This window comes from Methylobacterium sp. J-070 (genome assembly GCF_022829385.1).
GTDB lineage: Bacteria > Pseudomonadota > Alphaproteobacteria > Rhizobiales > Beijerinckiaceae > Methylobacterium.
In genome coordinates this window covers 1-16535 of record NZ_JAKSXX010000026.1, presented here as the reverse complement: position 1 = coordinate 16535, position 16535 = coordinate 1, and the positions used below count along the sequence as shown (strand labels likewise).

The window sequence follows — 16535 nt, the reverse complement described above, 5'->3', positions numbered from 1 at the left end:
GATGATCCCGGAGGCGCTCCTCGGCGTGTTCGTGATCTTCTGCCGCGTCGGCGGCTGCCTGATGGTCGCCCCGGGCCTGTCGAGCACCCGGGTGGCCCAGCGCGTCCGCCTGTTCATCGCCCTGACGGTGACCCTCGCGGTGGCGCCGCTGCTGCTGCCGAAGTTCGGCACGCAGCTGCGGGACGCCGCGCCGGCCGACACCCTGTGGTGGATCGGCTGCGAGACGCTCACCGGCCTCGCCATCGGCTTCTTCGGCCGGGCCTTCCATTTCGCCCTCGAGACGATGGCGAGCGCCCTGGCGACCATGATCGGCCTCGGCGGCATCCCGGGCAACCCGGTCGCCGAGAGCGAGGGGGTGTCGCTGGCCGGATCGCTGGTCATGATCGCGGCGACGATGCTGATCTTCGCCATGGATCTGCACTGGGAGCTGCTGCGCGGCCTGGTCGCCTCCTACGACCGCATCCCGGCCGGGACCCCGTTCGGAGCGGGGCCGATGCTGGCGGGCTTCGTCGACCGGATCACCGAGGCGTTCATCATGGCCGTGCGGGTGACGAGCCCGTTCGTGATCTATTCCGTGCTGGTGAACCTCGCCATGGGGCTTGCCAACAAGCTCACGCCGCAGATCCCGGTCTTCTTCATCGCGACCCCGTTCGTCCTGTTCGGCGGCCTGCTCCTGCTGATGTTCCTCTCCAACGACATGCTCGCGCAGTTCATCGGCGCCTACGAGCACTGGCTCAGGAGGGGCTGACATGCAGACGCGGCTCCGCCGGGCCACGCGGCTCCTGCGCCTCCAGGACCGGATGCGCCAGCTCGCCGAGCGGGAACTCGCCGTCCTGGAGCGCCGGGTTCAGGCGGCCGACGCCGCGCAGGCGGATCTGATTCGCGCGCTCAACGAGGCCTCCGCGTTCCACGAGCCGCTCCGGGCGACCGCGATCCCGCGCCTGAAGAGCCTCGCGGTCACGGCCCAGGGACTGCGGGCCGAGCGGGAGGTCTCCGCGCGGAAGCTCCTCGAGCGGGCAAGCCAGCACCGGCAGACCGAGCTGTGGACCGGCCGCCTCGAAGCCGAGCACCGGCAGCACCTGGAGAAGCGCGACTGGGCCGAGCGGCTCGACCGCCTCTCCACCGCCGAGGCAAGCCTCCCGCCAGCCAAGCCGGATAGGCATCCGGACGAGCCCGATAGTCCCGCCACCGCGCAGGGTTCGACCGGCCCCGAAGACCAGGCCGGTCGCGGTCCCGCCCATCCGGATACGAGCGTGCCGTGAGCGTCCAACCGCCCTCCGACATCGTCCTTGACGTGGCGCGCGCCGCCGACCCGGCCCGCTATCAGGCGGCCGTCAGCACTCTCGCGCAGGGCGCCCCGGCGACCTTCGCCGACGCGCTCGGCGCGGCCGCGGCCGGCCGGCCCGGCGTCCCCGCCATGGCGCAGCCGAGCCCCGACACGGTGCTGACCCGCTTCCGCACCGCCGCGACCCTCGCGGCCCCGCGTCCCAAGGGGAGCCCGGCCCAGCAATTCGAGGCCTTCGTCCTGCAGAGCTTCGTCGATTCGATGCTGCCGCAGGGGGCCGCGGCGGTGTTCGGCAAGGGCAATGCCGGGGCGATCTGGAAGTCGATGCTGGCGGAGCAGCTCGGCGCCCAGCTCGCCAAGGCCGGCGGCATCGGCATCGCCCGGATGATCGACGCCGCGCATCCCGGATCGGGCGAGCCGGCGCCCGGCGGCCGGACGCCGACGGCCTGAGAGCGCCCCTTCAACGGACCCGGACCATGCTGCTGTCATCCCTGAGCCGCCTCGAATCCATTATCGATGCCGAGACCGCCGCGCTCGCGGCGCACGACCTGCGGGAGCAGGACGAGTTCAACCGGCGCAAGAGCCAGAGTCTGGTGGAACTCGCGCGTCTCGGCCGGGCGGTCGATGGCACGCAGCTCAGCCCCCCGGAGATCGACTGCCTGGAACGCCTCCGCGGCAAGCTCCGGCGCAACCACGAACTCCTCGGCATCCAGCTGCGCGCCATGCAGGAGGTCTCGGATATCGTCTCGACCATGATCCAGAGCGCGGAATCCGACGGCACCTACTCCGCCGCCCTGCGCTTCCAGGAGTGATCGCCCGTGACCCGGATCGTCGTCACCGGACTCTGGATCTGCGCGATCACGGTCCTGTCCAGCTTCGCGGTGATCACCTGGTTGCCGGCCCTGCCCAAGCCGAAGGCCGAGGAGTACCTGGAGGGCCTGATCTACCAGAAGCTGCGCCCGCTCAACATTCCGATCATCGCCGAGGGCAGCGTCCAGGGCTACGTCATGGCCACGATGATCTTCACGGCCGATTCGCACCTCATCAAGGGCATGGGCGTGACGCCGGCGCCGTTCGTGATGGACGAATCGTTCCGGCAAATCTACGGCGACGGCGACCTCGATTTTCGCAATCTCAAGAAGTACGACATCAACAGGCGCCTGGAGGAGATCAAGCGGCGGGTCAATGAGCGGCTGGGTTCCGACATCGTCAAGGACGTGATGGTCGAGAACTTCAACTTCGTCACCAGGAAGGACATCCGCAGCTAGGCGGATGCGCGGCGGCCCGACCCGGCGGCCGCGTTGACCGTCGACCGGGTGCCGCCGCGGGCTGTCCGGGGTCCCGGCGCGGTGGCGCGGACCGGATGCAGGGACCGCCGCAGCCCCGGTCGCGTCCGCCGCGCGGGCGCGTCAGTCCGCGAAGGCTTGCCGGAACGCGTCGTCCTCCACCGCCCGCGCGAGGCGGCTCAGGCTGTCCGCCGACGCGGCGATCAGCACGCCGCCGGCCACGCTCCGCACGCCCGACAATCCGTAGCGGACCACGGCGCCGCCCGACGCCCCGTGATTCGATCCCGGACCGGCCCAGGCGCGGCTCACCGCCAGGTCGGCGAGACGCCCGGAGACGGTGTGGGGCACCACGTGCAGCTGCCGCTGGCCGCGCAGGCAGAACACCCGCCGGGACGCGTCGAGGGCGACCGCCGCGGACGGGTCGAAATGCAGGAACCCCTCGACCGAGACGGGACGGTCCCCGGCCAGGAACCGGTCGAGGACGGCCAGGCCGGAGAGATCCTCCAGCAGGACGAAGGCGCGGAGGTGCCCATAATCCGGCCCGTGCACGCCGGTCTCGATGCGGTGCAGGGTGGCCGCGCCCAGCCGGACGGGGGCGCGGGCGAAGGCCCCGCCCGCCCCCGGCTCGCGGCCGTCCGGGATGACGACGTTGTGCGCCCGGGCCGTCACCGCGTGCCGGCCCGCCCCCTCGGTGATCCAGCGCAGGCCGCCGGTGGCGAAGGTGAACGCGGTGCAATCCCGGTGATCCTGCGGATGGACCTGCTCGGAGAAATCCGCCGTGAAGGCGGACCATCCCGCCCCGTCGTCCGGCCTGCGCACCGCGAGGGTGCCGGGCCGGCCCGCGTCGGAGGGGCTCGGCCCGCCGCCCGCCGGCCCCGGCACAGCGGACGGCGCCTCGGGCCAGGCCCGCGACGCCGCCAGCCGCCGCAGCCAGCCCGTCCGGTCGGGGTGATCGGGGGCGTCGTCGAACGGGGGGAGGGCGCCGTCCGGCTCGATCAGCGCGGCGAGGCCGGCCCAGACCCTGGGGAGGCGCTGGTCGAGGAGTTCGGCGAGGGCGGCCAGATCCGGCCGGCCGCTCAGGGCGGGCGCGAGGGCGATCGCGAGGGTGAGGAGTTCCAGGCTGCGGTGATAGGACGGCTCCGCCACGGTGCCGTCGGGCCCGATCAGCGCCGCGAAGCCGCCGCGCAGGGCGGTGGCGGCCAGATCGGTCCAGTGCCGCGCCATCGGGAAATCCGGGAGGGCGAGACCGGCCGACAGCAGGGCGGCGGCGACCTGAACATCCAGCAGCGATCCCGCCACCGTGTGCTGGGCGAGGATCTCCGCCAGGGCCGCGGCGTGCCGGACGACCTCGCCGCCCAGGGTCTCGACCGCGAGACCCGCCGCCGGGTCCTGCGTGGCGGCCCCCAGCAGGCCCAGCATCGCCTCGAGACGCAGCGCCATGCAGGCCGGATGCAGGCTCAGCCCGTCCGCCGGCCGGCCCCAGGGATTCGCCCGGGACCACGACACGGCGGCGGCGACCGCGCCCGCGCGAACCCCGCGGTCCGGGTCCTCGGCGGCGGCGCCGGCCCAGGCGAGGGACTGGAACGCCAGCCGCCACGCCCGCGACCGGAACGGATCGGCCGCCCAGTCTGGCACCTCCGGGAGCGTCCAGGCCGGCTGGGGCGCGATCCGGACCGCCCCCTCCGCGAGGACGCACGCGGCGCGTCCGTCGCGCAGGCGCGCGAAGCCGCGCAGCGGCGAAGGCCTTTCCGCCAGGCGGGCGGGATCGAGGTAGGGCCGGATCGACGCCGGGGGGGCGGCACCCTCCGCCCCGGAGCCGCCGAGGCGGCCGAGCAGCCGCGCCAGGAACGCCCCGGCGCCCGGATCCGCGTCGTCCGCCAGGTCCGCCAGCCTCAGGTCGTCGTCGAGGAACACGTCCGGCGGCCCCGCCAGGGCGAGGTCCGCGCCCGCCTCCCAGACGGCGAAGCCGATCTCCAGGGTCGCGGCCTGCGGCGGCGGTGAGATCTTCAAGGTGAAGCGATAGGCCTGCCGATGGACCGGGATGTCCAGGAAGGCGGGGTTTGCCAGCGTGGCCAGGGTGTCGGGGTAGGGCGGCGGGAGCGGGCCGCCGCGCGCGTCGCGGAAGACGATTCGGGCCAGGGCGCCCTGCGACGGCCCCCGCGCGAGCACCTGCCCCTTGACGACGAGGCCGCGGCCCGGGACGAGCCCGTGCCGGAACCAGACGGGCCGGACACCGAGGCGGATCCGGCCGTCCCGCGTCAGCCGGCCCGCCGGCGGCAAAACCGCGTCCGCCGGCGGGGCTGCGCCGGGCCCGGCCGGCCTTATCTCCGGGTCGATGATTCGGAACGGCCGGGTGTTGCGCCAGCTCCGGATGACGACCGCCACCTCGGCGGCGGGGTCGGGAAGGTAGAAGCGGCGCCGGACCGGGAGGACGCGCGCGCCATCGCCCGCCCCGGGCCCGGCGAGCCAGTCTCCGTGTGCATCCATGGAGGTCCGGGCCAGCCCCGGCACATGCGCGAAATCGATCTCCGACCGGTCCTCGGCGAGGAAGGCGAGGCCGATCGCCGCGAAGTCCTTGGCGGCGGCGGCCGCCTCCACGGACTCGCAGAGCATGCATGCGCCGAACTCATACCACTGGTCCGCGGCGAGGCCCGCGAAGGCGAGGACCACCCGCGACCAGCGATTCCGGTTGCCGACGACGTGGTCCGTGGCGGCCGGGTGGGGTGCGCCGGCATCCGCTCGCGCCGATGCGGGCCTCAGAGCGTGTCGTTCGTGCATCGGATCAGGCGAAACTCTCGAGGCCGGCGCGGCACCAGACCGCCGCAGCGATACCGCAGCATGACAGATCTATGTTGTTCCCGATCAGTGATCGTGCGTATAATTTTTGTCAAAATGCTCTCAACTTCGCCATGGATCTTGAATTTTTTCTATGTTTTTGAAGATCGACGCGGACAACAACGATGCCGTCAAATTGTTGACCCACCGTTCCATTTGGTTCAGCCTTGCATAACACGTCGCAGTAACTCAATCACCCAGCGTCTTGACCATCAATTACTGCGTTATTGACGGAAAGGATCTTTGGACAATGTACGTCATTGTCGATGAGAGACCGATGGTGACAGATGGATATGTCGCCAATTTTTGTAGAGAAGGTGTTTCTTCAGTCGGATTACTGGCCTCCGATTTCAAGGACTGGCTGCAGACCGCGCCCGGGACGGATCTCGATGCGGTCCAGGGCTTCCTCCTGGGCGACTGCGCGCAGCGATCGGAATGGCCGGAGCTGATCCAGAAGCGGTCGAGCGCGCCGATCATCGCGATGATCGAGACGCGCTGCCTGACCGAGACCCTGCAGCTCTTCGGATCCGGTATCGACGACGTCGTCCGCAAGCCGGTTCATGTCCGCGAGATCCTCGCCCGGACCGAGGCGGTCTGGCGGCGGTCGCAGCGCGAGTCCGCCAAGGACACCGCGATGGCGGATCGGACGGCACGGCTGAAGGTCTATTTCGACGGCCGCGACCCGGACATCGACGGCGAGAAGATCACGCTGCCGCGGCGCGAGCGCCAGATCCTCGAATTCCTGGTGCGCAACCGCGGACGCCGGATGACCAAAGAGCAGGTGTTCAACGCGGTCTACGGCGCCTTCACCGACGACGTGGACGAGAGCGTGATCGAGGGGCACATCAGCAAGCTTCGGAAGAAGCTTCGGCAGAAACTGAGCTTCGATCCGATCGAGGTGCGGCGCTATCTCGGATACGCCTTCGTGAACTGATCGGGCCGGCCTGCGCTGTCCGGCCCGGCGCCCTGAGCCGGACGATCCTGGCCAGCCAGGCCCGCACCACCGCAAGCTTCGGACAAGACAGCCCGCGCAAAGATCCGCCGACAGCGAACTGTCACGCCAGAGCGGGCCACCCACCCAACGCGGCGGGCGGGGGTCGGTCCCCCGACGCCGGGAACCGCCTCGCATTCGCCAAGACGGAAAGCCGACCGGTCATGAACCCGATCTTCCTGTTCAATCTCGCATCCCGGCAGCTGCAGCACCTCACGGCGCGCCAGGCCGTGATCTCGGGGAACGTCGCCAACGTCAACACGCCCGGCTACCAGGCCCGGGACCTGACCCCGTTCAGGGACGTGCTGAACAAGACCGCCCTGTCGATGGCGGCCACGCATGCCAGCCACCTGGAGATCGACGGGCCCGGCGCGCGGCCGGCCCGGGCGGCCTCCTCGGACGGCTGGGACGTCGTGCATTCCGGCAACTCGGTCAACATCGAGGAACAGCTGATGAAGGCCGGCGAGGTGAGCCGGGATCAGGCCCTCAACGGCGGCATCGTCAAGTCGTTCAACCGGATGCTGGCCATGAGCGTGAGGAGCGGGCAGTGATCGATCCCCTGGTCGCCTCCTCGCGGATCGCCGGCTCCGGCATGGGGGCCCAGTCCGAGCGCATGCGGGTCATCGCGGAGAACATCGCCAACGCCCAGTCGACGGGGCAGACGGCGGGCTCGGATCCCTACACGCGCAAGACGATCACGTTCCGCACCGCCCTCGACCGCGCCTCCGGGACCGCGGCCGTCGCGGTCCGCCAGATCGGCGAGGACAAGGCGCCGTTCCGGGTCGAGTACGATCCCGGCCATCCGGCGGCGGATCAGAACGGCAACGTCAAGCTGCCGAACGTGAACATGCTGATCGAGATGGCCGACATGCGGGAGGCCAACCGGTCCTACGAGGCCAATCTGCAGATGATCAAGCAGACCCGCTCGATGGTCGCCGGCATCATCGAACTGCTGAGGACGTGATGCTTCAGTCTCTCGCCGCCCTCGCAAGCACGTCCGACAAGACCTCCGTCTTCGGGCCGAGCGACTTCGGCCTCGCGATACCGGGGGTCCGGCAGACCGCCCCCGCGGCGGGCGCCGCCAGCTTCGGCGATCTCATGGCCCAGGTCGCCGGTCACATGCGCGACACCGTGAAGACCGGCGAAGCGACCGCGATCTCGGGGATCCAGGGCAAGGCCTCGACCCAGTCGGTGGTCGAGGCGGTCATGTCGGCCGAGCAGACGCTCCAGACCGCGGTGGCGATCCGCGACAAGGTCGTGTCGGCCTACCTGGAAATCGTCCGCATGGCGATCTGACCCGGCAACCCGCCCCGGCGGCGCCCCCGCCCAGGGACGATGCGCCGCCGATCCCCCAAACACGGCCCCCTTCTTTTCCGGCGCAAGGACCTGATCATGAGAGCGCTCGCCATCGCGGCCACGGGCATGAACGCCCAGCAGCTGAACGTCGAAGTCATCGCCAACAACATCTCGAACCTGAACACCACGGCGTTCAAGGCGGCCCGCGCGGAGTTCAAGGACCTGATCTATCAGGCCGAGCGGCCCGCGGGCGTCCCGATCCAGGCCGGCGAGGCGGCGATCCCCGAGGGCGCCATGCTGGGCCTCGGCGTCCGCAACACGGCGATCCGGAACCTGCACCGCCAGGGCCCGCTCACCAACACCACCAACCCCCTCGACCTGGCGATCAACGGCCGCGGCTGGTTCCAGGTCACGATGCCGAACGGCGAGATCAACTACACCCGCGCCGGCTCCTTCAACAAGAACGCCGACGGGCGCCTGGTCACGGCCGAAGGCTACAGCGTCGATCCGGCGATCATCATCCCGCAGAACGCCATCGACGTGGTGGTCAACGAGACCGGCCAGGTGATGGTCAAGATCGACGGCCAGCAGCTGCCGCAGACGATCGGCCAGCTGCAGCTCGCCAACTTCACCAACGATGCCGGCCTCGAGCCCCTCGGCAACGGCCTGTACCGCGAGACGGCGGCCTCGGGCCTGCCGGTGACCGGGTTCGCCGCCGATCCGGGCTTCGGCAAGGTCAATCAGGGCTATCTGGAGATGTCGAACGTCGATCCGGTCAAGGAGATCACCAACCTGATCTCGGCTCAGCGGGCGTTCGAGATGAACTCCAAGGTGATCCAGGCGGCGGACGAGATGGCCGGCACGGTCTCGAAGGGCATCCGCTGACGTCATGGCTCAGGACGCTCGCCCCGTGCGAATCGCGGCCCGGATCGCCCGGACCCTGGGCGCCGCCTGGGCGGTCGGCCTCGCCGCCGCCCCGGCCGCGGCAGGGGAGCAGACCCTGCCGGTCCCGGTGGCGACGATCTACGCGGGCGACGTGATCAAGCCGGCGATGCTCCGGGAGCAGGCGTTCCCGGAGAACTACAGGCCGCGTCTGCCAGTCGTCGATTCGACGGGGCGCGCCGTCGGCCGGATCGCGCGGCGGACGCTGCTGCCCGGCGAGACGATCCCGTCCATCGCCATCGAGGAGGCGAGGCTGGTGACCCGCGGCGCGCCGACCACGATCGTCTTCGAGGAGCACGGCGTCTCGATCTCGACCCTGGGCACGGCCCTGGCGAACGCGGCGGTCAACGAGGCGGTCAACGTCCGGAACACCGCCACGGGGCGGGTGGTCCAGGGCGTCGTCCAGCCCGACGGCCGGGTGCGGACGGGGCAGCCGTGATGCGCGGGCTCGTCCTCCTCGTCCTGGCCGGCCTCGCCCTCTGGCCCGCCCCCGCGGCGGCGACGCGGATCAAGGACATCGCGGCGCTCCAGGGCGTGCGCGACAACCAGATCGTCGGCTACGGGCTCGTCACCGGCCTGCAGAGCACCGGCGACACCCTGCGCAACTCGCAGTTCACCGAGCAATCCCTGCAATCGATGCTCGACCGGCTGGGCATCAATGTCCGCGACCAGCGGCTGCGGACCCGCAACGTCGCGGCCGTGATGGTGACGGCCAACCTCCCGGCCTATGTCGAGCCGGGTTCGCGGGTCGACGTCGCGGTGAACTCCATGGGCGACGCGACCTCCCTGCGCGGCGGCACCCTGCTGATGACCCCCCTCTCGGGCGGCGACGGTCAGGTCTACGCGGTGGCCCAGGGCGCCCTCGTGGTCTCGGGCTTCAGCGCCACCGGGCAAGCCGAATCGCTGATCTCGGGCGTGTCGACGGCCGCGCGGATCCCCAACGGCGCCCTGGTGGAGCACGCGGTGGCCGGCACCTTCAGGGACCTGCCCGGCATGGCCCTCGAACTGAAGAACCCGGACTTCCAGACCGCCGTCCTGATCTCGGACGCGATCAACGCCTACACGCTGCGGAAGTACGGCCGGCGCGCCGCGAGCCCGCGCGACTACCGCACCGTGGTCCTGTCCCGGCCCGGCCAGGTCGGGCGGACGCGGTTCATGGCGGAGATCGGCGAATTGCAGGTCCAGCCGGACATCCCCGCGAAGGTGGTGATCGACCAGCGGACCGGCACCGTCGTCATCGGCCGCAACGTCCAGGTCTCCACCGTGGCGGTGACGCACGGCGACCTGACGGTGCGCATCACGGAGACGCCGCAGGTGTCGCAGCCGGCCCCGTTCTCGGACGGGCAGACGACCGTGGTGCCGCGCACCGACATCCAGGCGGCCGAGCAGCTGGGCCGCCTGGCCATCGTGTCGGGACCCGACCTGCAGACCCTGATTCGCGGCCTGAACAACGTGGGCATGAAGCCGACGGACGTGATCGCCATCCTGCAGGCCGTGAAGACGGCGGGCGCCCTTCAGGCGGAGCTGGTGATCCAATGACCGGCTCCGCCCCCGTGCGCCGCACAGGCAACCGGCACCGCCGGCTTGGCCTCGCCCTCGGGGCACTTGCCCTGCTGCCGGGGGGGCTGCTGCCGGCGGACCGCGCGACGGCCCAGCAGAAGCCGGCCGAACCGAAGGCCGAGGAGGCGCGGTCCGCGCAGTACTGCGCGGGCATCGCCAGCGCCGCCGCCGACGCCCGCTTCACCTGGCAGAAGGAAGCGCTCGCGGCCCTGGCCAAGGACGTCGAGGCGCGCATCGGCCAGCTGGAGGCCAAGCGCGCCGAGTACGAGACGTGGCTGAAGCGCCGGCAGGCCTTCCTCGCCAAGGCGGACGAGAGCGTCACGGCGATCTACGCCAAGATGCGCCCCGAGGCCGCGTCGCAGCAACTGACCGCCATGGACACCGAGGCGGCCGCCGCGATCCTGACCCGCCTCGAGCCGCGCGTCGCCAGCGCGATCATGAACGAGATGGATCCCGGCCGGGCCGCGCGCCTGGCCAACGTCATCACCAACACCCCCCCGAAGGAACCGGTGCCGTTCCGGCCCGCCGAGACAACCAAGGCGCCCTCCGAGCCGCGCCAGGATCAGGGGGAACGCCGCCCGCAGGACAGCGAGACATCAGGATGAAGCGGCTGGAACGCTCCCCGCCGACGCGGCAGCCGGCGCAGCGCAGGGGCGCGCGCCGGGTCGAGGGCCCGGACCCGTTGGCGGTGGCGGCGCGTGCGGGGGCGGCCGTCGCCGCCCTCGCGGTGCTCACCGCTCTCGGGGCCTGCGCGACACCCATCCAGGAGATCGGCAAGGCGCCGGCGTTGAGTCCCGTGGGCCTCGGCATCGATCCGAACCACGATTCGGTGCCGCAGCTCTACGTCGGATCGGCGCGGCCGGGTTACCACTCGACCTGGGCCCAGCAGAGCGCCGACCTGTTCCAGGACCCCCGCGCCAAGAACGTCGGCGACGTCCTGACCGTGATGGTCGCGATGAACGACAAGGCCCAGTTCGACAACGCCACCGACCGGTCGCGGGATTCGCGGGAGAAGTCGAGCCTCGACGTCCAGCTCGACCTGTTCGGCCTGTCGCCGGAGTCGAAGAACCACTACGAGGTCAACGGCAACTCGTCGACCAAGGGGCAGGGCACCATCGACCGCAAGGAACAGCTCCGGCTGTCGGTGGCGGCGGTGGTCACGCACGTCTTCCCCAACGGCAACATCCTGATCAGCGGCTCCCAGGAGGTGCGGGTCAATTACGAGGTCCGGGTCCTGAACATCGCCGGCATCGTCCGGCCGCGCGACATCTCGCGCCGGAACACGATCGACTACGACAAGATCGCGGAGGCGCGGGTCTCCTACGGCGGACGGGGGCGGCTCATGGAGGTGCAGCAGCCGGCCGTGGTTCAGCAGGTCTACGACCTGGTCACGCCGTTCTGAAGCGGCATCGGACAGGCTCATGGCATCAGACACCGAATCCGGCCCGGCCAGGACCCGCTGGCTGCTGCTCCTCGCGGTCCTCACGCTCCTGGCGGTCGGCGTCGGCGGCGCCAGCGGCCTCTACATGATGAACCGGGCCGAGCAGGCCGTGGACGAGCGGAAGAAGGCCCAGGAGGAGAAGGTCCAGGAGGTGGCCACCTACGAGGCCGGCTCCGCCGTGACGAATCTCGGCACCGTGGTGACGAACATCGCGAGCCCCAGCGACGTCTGGATCCGGCTCGAATCGTCCTTCGTGGTGAAGTCCGGAACCTTCACCAACCCCGAGGCCATGGCGGCGGAGATCCGCCAGGACATCGTCGCCTACCTGCGGACCCTGTCGCTCGCCCAGATCGAGGGGCCGAGCGGCCTGAGCCACCTGCGCGAGGACCTGGCCGAGCGGGTCCAGGTGCGCAGCAAGGGTCAGGCCCGCGACTTCTTCATCGAGACGCTGATCGTCCAGTAGCGCGACCGGCCGATCCCCGGGGCGGCCTCGCTTCAACGCGCGCCCCGTCGCCGGGACCGGCCCCACCCGGCGCCAAGCGCACCCGCCGCCGAACGAACATCAGGACCGGTCCCGCCATGCTGCGTCGCGTCTTTCTGGCGAGCCCGCTGCTCCTCGCCGCCACGGCCGCGAGCGCCCAGGGCTTCGGCCTCGATCAGGTGCTGCCCCCGGGGAACGGGTCAATCAGCGGCCGGATGATCCAGCTCATCGCGCTGATGACCGTGCTGTCGATCGCGCCGGGCCTGCTCGTCATGGTGACGAGCTTCACCCGATTCGTCGTCGCGCTCTCCTTCCTCCGGTCGGGCCTCGGCCTGCAGAGCTCCCCGGCGAACCTCGTGCTGATCAGCCTGTCGCTGTTCATGACCTTCTACGTCATGGGGCCGACCTTCGACCGCGCGTGGCAGGACGGCGTCCGCCCGCTGACCGAGAACAGGATCACCGAGGAGGAGGCCTTCGCCAAGGTGACCGCGCCGTTCCGGGACTTCATGCTGGCGCATGTCCGCCCGAAGGACCTCGACACCTTCGCGGAGATCGCGGCGGCGAATCTGCCCAACGCCCCGGACGGCGGCCGGACGGACCTCCGGGTGCTGATCCCGGCCTTCATGATCTCCGAATTGCGCCGCGGCTTCGAGATCGGGTTCCTGATCGCGCTGCCCTTCCTGGTCATCGACATGGTCATCGCCGTCGTGGTCATGTCGATGGGCATGATGATGCTCCCGCCGACGGTGATCTCTCTACCGTTCAAGATCCTGTTCTTCGTCTTGATCGACGGCTGGAACATGCTTATCAGCGGTCTCGTAAAGTCTTATTTCTAATTATACGTCGAATTTTTACTTCATAACGGGCATCGACACTCCGCGGGCAAGCAAAATTATGAATCCGTCGTTGACTTGTCTCGCGGAGTTGTCCATGTGAACAGTGTCGGAAGGCAGAAGAGCGATCCGCCCACGCCGGTGCGATCGCGACAGTGCCTACGAGATTGATGGCAGGTTGACCCCGTGCTCGGCGCGACGGGTCGAAGGCATGATGCCGCCCTGCCATGCCGGTGAAAACCCGACATGTCCCCCGAACGTCTTCATCATTGAAGGGACATCTTCATGTCGAGCCTGCTGACCAACACCTCCGCGCTGACGGCGCTGCAAACCCTCAAGAGCACCAACCAGTCGTTGGAGCAATCGAACGAGCGCGTCTCGACGGGCCTTTCGATCAACACCGCTAAGGACGGCGCGGCCTACTGGTCGATCGCCACCTCCCTCCGCTCGGACAACAACAGCATCGGCGCCGTCAAGCAGGGCCTCGGCCTCGGCGGAAACTCCGTGAACATCGCCTACCAGGGCCTGAACCAGGCGAACGACATCCTGAAGTCGATCCAGGGCAAGCTGAACCTCTCGCTGTCGCCCGGAACGGACAAGTTCAAGACGCAGACCGAGATCAACTCCCTTCTGACCCAGCTGAAGCAGGTCGCGACCGGCGCGTCCCAGGGCGGCGAGTCCTGGCTCTCGATCGACTCGACCAGCGGCAGCGGCTATCAGAACATCCGCAAGATCGTGTCGTCCTTCACCCGCGTTCAGGGCAACATCCAGGTCGACAACCTCGAAGTCGATCTGAACACGGTCAAGCTCTACGACAAGAACACCACCGCCGGCACGAGCGGCACGGACGCCTCGCAGACGTCCCTCGCCACCTACCAGACCGCCAAGTCCAGCTACGACGCGGCCGCGACGACCTACAAGACCAGCGCGCAGACCGCCGGCGATCTCACGACGTGGACGAATGCGACGAATACCTACAACACGGCCAAGTCGACCTTCGATACGGCCGTGGAAACCGCCAACAAGGCGGCCACGAAGGGCGCAGACGGCAAGGGCGGCATCCTGAATACCCAGTACGCCGTCTTCGGTACGGACGAGAACGGCTTCCGGAAGCAGTACCAGCTGGCGGTCAAGGACATCGATATCACGACCAGCCAGAACACGGACCTCTCGAAGATCCGCGCGTTCATCCAGGTCGTCGACCGGGCTCAGAAGTCGATCCAGGACTCGGCCAGCGTGCTCGGCTCGATGCAGCTCCAGGTTGAGTCGCAGAAGAACTTCATCGACGCCCTGACGAAGGCCAACACGACCAGCATCGGCACCCTGGTGGATGCCGATATGGAGGAGGAGTCGACCCGCCTGAAGGCCCTGCAGACCCAGCAGCAGCTCGGCATCCAGGCGCTCACGATCGCCAACCAGAGCACGCAGTCGATCCTGAGCCTGTTCCGCTCGTAAGGCGGAACGCACAGCAACGACAGCATCCGCCCCCGGGCGGATGCGGGCCGCGCGTCTTCGGGCGCGCGGCCCTTTTTCGTCGTGGTCCGGCGCGCGCCGCCATCTCCGCGCAAGGTTGATCGGCCAAGGCTGACGACGAGCCCGTGGGGTGCTGGAGGTCTGAGTCCCGTCGATGCCCGGTCGCGCGCACCTCGAAAAGCTTTGGACCAATATTCTGGAGCTCGGCCCCCGGCGGCTGATCGCCCTGGGACTTGTCGGACTGACCGTGTTCCTGGCCGTCGGCCTGGGCGCCTATTACCTCAGCCGTCCCCTGCGGGAGACCCTCTACGCCGGCCTGAGCCGCGACGACGTGACCCGCATGGGGGCCGCGCTCAAGGATGCCGGCATCCCGTTCGACGTCAGCGCGGACGGGACCGCGGTCCTGGTCAGCTACGGGCAGACCGCCCAGGCGCGCATGCTGCTCGCCGAGAAGGGCCTGCCCCAGAGCGGCAAGGCCGGCTACGAGCTGTTCAACGACCTGGGCTCCCTGGGCCTGACCTCGTTCATGCAGGACATCACCCGGGTCCGCGCCCTGGAGGGCGAGATCGCCCGCACCATCCAGACCCTCAAGGGCGTCAAGGCGGCCCGCGTCCACATCGTGATGCCGGATCCGGGCTCGTTCCGCCGCGAGCAGCAGCCCGCCTCGGCCTCGGTGGTGGTGCGGACGGAGCCGGCCAACGATCCGTCGGTCGCCCCGCCATCCGCCAGCTGGTGGCCGCGGCGATCCCCGGCATGAAGCCCGACAAGGTCACCGTGCTCAACACCGACGGGACGGTCCTGCTCGCCGGGGACGACGCCACGACGGCGCCGGCCGGGCGCCTGGCGACCCTGGAGCAGACCGTCAACCGGGAGATCCAGGACAATATCCGCCGGACACTCACCCCCTATCTCGGCCCGAACAACTTCGAGGTCAGCGTCGTCGCGCGACTGAACACGGACAAGACCAAGACCGACGAGACGATCTTCAACCCGGACCAGAAGGTCGAGCGCTCGCTGCGGACCATCAAGGAATCGGAGAACTCGCAGAACCGCGCCCCGCAGAAGCCGACCACCGCCCAGCAGAACCTGCCCGGCCAGAACGTCCAGTCCGCGGGGAACGAGAGTTCGAATTCCGAGAGCCAGCGCCGCGAGGAGCTGTCGAACTTCGAGATCTCCTCGAAGACGGTCTCGACCGTCAGCGACGGCTACTCCGTCAAGAACCTGTCGGTCGCCGTGCTGGTGAACCGGTCCCGGCTCGAATCCCTCGCCGGCGGGGCCAAGGACGGCGCGAAGGACGGCACCAAGGACGCGGTCAAGGTCGAGGTCGAACCGCAGATCGCCGAGATCGAGCAGCTCGTCGCCTCGGCGTCGGGCTTCAACAAGGGCCGGGGCGACCAGATCAAGGTGGCGGCGGTCAGTTTCGTGAACGACGGTCAGCCGCTCGCCCCCGCCCCGTCGCTCGGCTTCGGCGACGTGCTGATGCGCCAGTCCGGAACCCTGATCAACGCCGCCACGATCCTGATCGTCGGCTGCCTGCTGATCTGGTTCGGCCTGCGCCCGGCCGTGAACGCGATCCTCGCCCACGGGTCCGACACGGGTACCGAGCTCGCGCTGGCCACGCCGGACGGCGCGGTGGCGTTCGACGCGCTGCACGCCGAGGAGGAGGCGGCCCAGCAGCCCAACCTCATCGAGGATCTGACCGATCAGATGGCACGCTCGCCGATCCGCCGACTTGAGCAGCTGGTCGAGCTCGACGAGGAGCAGGTCGCCAACATCCTGAAGCAATGGCTCACCCGCGAAGAGGCCGCGTGATGGCGGCGGCACCTCCGGTCTGGACCGTCTTCTCGGGCAAGGGCCAGCGCGCCTCCTCGGCCTTCTCGGCGCTGACGCCCAAGCGTGCGGGGGCCGATCCGGCGCCGGCGCCGGCGCCGCCGCCGGATCTCGACGCCCTCGCGGCGGCCGCGCGGGCGGAGGCCGATGCGGTTGGATCTTTGCCCCGAAACGATCCCGAGGACCTGACGGATCTGCGTGTTCATGACGAGGCTCCTTGGTTCAAAAGGTCCGATGCTTGCCAAATTGGCGGTGTTCGACCCTCATGGACGCGGGTCGGAC

19 protein-coding genes and 1 pseudogene are annotated in these 16535 nt (G+C 69.6%); 19 read left to right on the top strand and 1 reads right to left on the bottom strand.

Annotated elements, in window-relative coordinates:
* The first annotated feature begins 1 nt into the window (after window position 1).
* The 5 genes from fliR to MKL01_RS01120 are packed head-to-tail and all read left to right on the top strand — an operon-like array spanning window position 2 to window position 2553.
* The gene (gene fliR / locus MKL01_RS01140; RefSeq protein WP_243903404.1) at window positions 2-748 is read left to right on the top strand and encodes a flagellar biosynthesis protein FliR; all 747 of its coding nucleotides are present in this window, start codon (window positions 2-4) and stop codon (window positions 746-748) included.
* Window position 749: 1 nt separating this feature from the next.
* A complete protein-coding gene (locus tag MKL01_RS01135) occupies window positions 750-1262 on the top strand; it encodes a hypothetical protein (protein ID WP_243903403.1) in 513 nt (170 codons plus the stop codon).
* On the top strand, window positions 1259-1735 hold the full coding sequence (locus MKL01_RS35915; protein ID WP_243903402.1) for a rod-binding protein: 477 nt from the start codon (window positions 1259-1261) through the stop codon (window positions 1733-1735). The genes MKL01_RS01135 and MKL01_RS35915 overlap by 4 nt, the downstream gene beginning before the upstream one ends.
* Before the next feature lie 26 nt (window positions 1736-1761).
* Window positions 1762-2097 (top strand): flagellar protein FlgN, encoded by a 336-nt coding sequence (locus MKL01_RS01125; protein ID WP_243903401.1) that lies wholly within the window; start codon window positions 1762-1764, stop codon window positions 2095-2097.
* A 6-nt stretch (window positions 2098-2103) separates the two neighbouring features.
* Window positions 2104-2553 (top strand): hypothetical protein, encoded by a 450-nt coding sequence (locus tag MKL01_RS01120; RefSeq protein ID WP_243903400.1) that lies wholly within the window; start codon window positions 2104-2106, stop codon window positions 2551-2553.
* A gap of 141 nt (window positions 2554-2694) precedes the next feature.
* Here the strand turns inward: MKL01_RS01120 and MKL01_RS01115 are convergent, their stop codons facing one another.
* Window positions 2695-5349, bottom strand: a complete 2655-nt coding sequence (locus MKL01_RS01115) for a heparinase (protein ID WP_243903399.1) — start codon at window positions 5347-5349, stop codon at window positions 2695-2697.
* Window positions 5350-5656: 307 nt separating this feature from the next.
* On the opposite strand from MKL01_RS01115, the gene MKL01_RS01110 reads away from it, so the two are divergent.
* From MKL01_RS01110 to MKL01_RS01045, 14 genes and pseudogenes are all read left to right on the top strand, one after another.
* Window positions 5657-6340 (top strand): winged helix-turn-helix domain-containing protein, encoded by a 684-nt coding sequence (locus tag MKL01_RS01110; RefSeq protein WP_243903398.1) that lies wholly within the window; start codon window positions 5657-5659, stop codon window positions 6338-6340.
* Window positions 6341-6561: 221 nt separating this feature from the next.
* Window positions 6562-6948 (top strand): flagellar basal body rod protein FlgB, encoded by a 387-nt coding sequence (flgB, locus tag MKL01_RS01105; protein ID WP_243903397.1) that lies wholly within the window; start codon window positions 6562-6564, stop codon window positions 6946-6948.
* A complete protein-coding gene (gene flgC, locus MKL01_RS01100) occupies window positions 6945-7361 on the top strand; it encodes a flagellar basal body rod protein FlgC (protein WP_243903396.1) in 417 nt (138 codons plus the stop codon). Before flgB ends, flgC begins: the two co-directional genes overlap by 4 nt.
* Entirely contained in the window at window positions 7361-7693 is a 333-nt protein-coding gene (locus tag MKL01_RS01095; RefSeq protein ID WP_243903395.1) for a flagellar hook-basal body complex protein FliE, read from the top strand. Before flgC ends, MKL01_RS01095 begins: the two co-directional genes overlap by 1 nt.
* Before the next feature lie 96 nt (window positions 7694-7789).
* Complete coding sequence (flgG, locus tag MKL01_RS01090) at window positions 7790-8578, top strand: flagellar basal-body rod protein FlgG (protein WP_243903394.1); 789 nt, start codon at window positions 7790-7792, stop codon at window positions 8576-8578.
* Window positions 8579-8603: 25 nt separating this feature from the next.
* Window positions 8604-9074 carry a flagellar basal body P-ring formation chaperone FlgA gene (flgA, locus tag MKL01_RS01085; protein ID WP_243903393.1) on the top strand — a complete coding sequence of 157 codons (471 nt, stop codon included), beginning with the start codon at window positions 8604-8606 and terminating at the stop codon, window positions 9072-9074.
* Window positions 9074-10174 (top strand): flagellar basal body P-ring protein FlgI, encoded by a 1101-nt coding sequence (gene flgI / locus MKL01_RS01080; protein ID WP_243903392.1) that lies wholly within the window; start codon window positions 9074-9076, stop codon window positions 10172-10174. Before flgA ends, flgI begins: the two co-directional genes overlap by 1 nt.
* Window positions 10171-10800: a MotE family protein gene (locus MKL01_RS01075; protein WP_243903391.1), complete on the top strand. Its 630-nt coding sequence runs from the start codon at window positions 10171-10173 to the stop codon at window positions 10798-10800. The genes flgI and MKL01_RS01075 overlap by 4 nt, the downstream gene beginning before the upstream one ends.
* Window positions 10797-11597 (top strand): flagellar basal body L-ring protein FlgH, encoded by an 801-nt coding sequence (gene flgH / locus MKL01_RS01070; RefSeq protein ID WP_243903390.1) that lies wholly within the window; start codon window positions 10797-10799, stop codon window positions 11595-11597. The genes MKL01_RS01075 and flgH overlap by 4 nt, the downstream gene beginning before the upstream one ends.
* A gap of 19 nt (window positions 11598-11616) precedes the next feature.
* On the top strand, window positions 11617-12099 hold the full coding sequence (locus MKL01_RS01065; protein WP_243903389.1) for a flagellar basal body-associated FliL family protein: 483 nt from the start codon (window positions 11617-11619) through the stop codon (window positions 12097-12099).
* Between the two features lie 116 nt (window positions 12100-12215).
* On the top strand, window positions 12216-12953 hold the full coding sequence (gene fliP / locus MKL01_RS01060) for a flagellar type III secretion system pore protein FliP (RefSeq protein WP_243903388.1): 738 nt from the start codon (window positions 12216-12218) through the stop codon (window positions 12951-12953).
* A 282-nt stretch (window positions 12954-13235) separates the two neighbouring features.
* The gene (locus MKL01_RS01055; protein ID WP_243903387.1) at window positions 13236-14405 is read left to right on the top strand and encodes a flagellin; all 1170 of its coding nucleotides are present in this window, start codon (window positions 13236-13238) and stop codon (window positions 14403-14405) included.
* A gap of 172 nt (window positions 14406-14577) precedes the next feature.
* Window positions 14578-16235: pseudogene (gene fliF, locus MKL01_RS01050) on the top strand (flagellar basal-body MS-ring/collar protein FliF).
* Window positions 16235-16535: hypothetical protein (locus tag MKL01_RS01045; protein ID WP_243903386.1), on the top strand; the 301-nt coding region annotated here is incomplete at its 3' end. The pseudogene fliF and the gene MKL01_RS01045, both read left to right, overlap by 1 nt.

Excerpts from the sequence above, each read along its gene's own strand:
- fliR (WP_243903404.1), top strand. The coding sequence starts at position 2 with ATGATCCCGGAGGCGCTCCTCGGCGTGTTCGTGATCTTCTGCCGCGTC.
- MKL01_RS01110 (WP_243903398.1), top strand. The coding sequence starts at position 5,657 with ATGTACGTCATTGTCGATGAGAGACCGATGGTGACAGATGGATATGTC.
- MKL01_RS01065 (WP_243903389.1), top strand. The coding sequence starts at position 11,617 with ATGGCATCAGACACCGAATCCGGCCCGGCCAGGACCCGCTGGCTGCTG.
- MKL01_RS01135 (WP_243903403.1), top strand. The coding sequence starts at position 750 with ATGCAGACGCGGCTCCGCCGGGCCACGCGGCTCCTGCGCCTCCAGGAC.
- MKL01_RS01095 (WP_243903395.1), top strand. The coding sequence starts at position 7,361 with ATGCTTCAGTCTCTCGCCGCCCTCGCAAGCACGTCCGACAAGACCTCC.
- MKL01_RS01115 (WP_243903399.1), bottom strand. The coding sequence starts at position 5,349 with ATGCACGAACGACACGCTCTGAGGCCCGCATCGGCGCGAGCGGATGCC.
- MKL01_RS01075 (WP_243903391.1), top strand. The coding sequence starts at position 10,171 with ATGACCGGCTCCGCCCCCGTGCGCCGCACAGGCAACCGGCACCGCCGG.
- flgH (WP_243903390.1), top strand. The coding sequence starts at position 10,797 with ATGAAGCGGCTGGAACGCTCCCCGCCGACGCGGCAGCCGGCGCAGCGC.
- flgG (WP_243903394.1), top strand. The coding sequence starts at position 7,790 with ATGAGAGCGCTCGCCATCGCGGCCACGGGCATGAACGCCCAGCAGCTG.
- flgB (WP_243903397.1), top strand. The coding sequence starts at position 6,562 with ATGAACCCGATCTTCCTGTTCAATCTCGCATCCCGGCAGCTGCAGCAC.
- fliP (WP_243903388.1), top strand. The coding sequence starts at position 12,216 with ATGCTGCGTCGCGTCTTTCTGGCGAGCCCGCTGCTCCTCGCCGCCACG.
- MKL01_RS01055 (WP_243903387.1), top strand. The coding sequence starts at position 13,236 with ATGTCGAGCCTGCTGACCAACACCTCCGCGCTGACGGCGCTGCAAACC.
- flgI (WP_243903392.1), top strand. The coding sequence starts at position 9,074 with ATGCGCGGGCTCGTCCTCCTCGTCCTGGCCGGCCTCGCCCTCTGGCCC.
- MKL01_RS01125 (WP_243903401.1), top strand. The coding sequence starts at position 1,762 with ATGCTGCTGTCATCCCTGAGCCGCCTCGAATCCATTATCGATGCCGAG.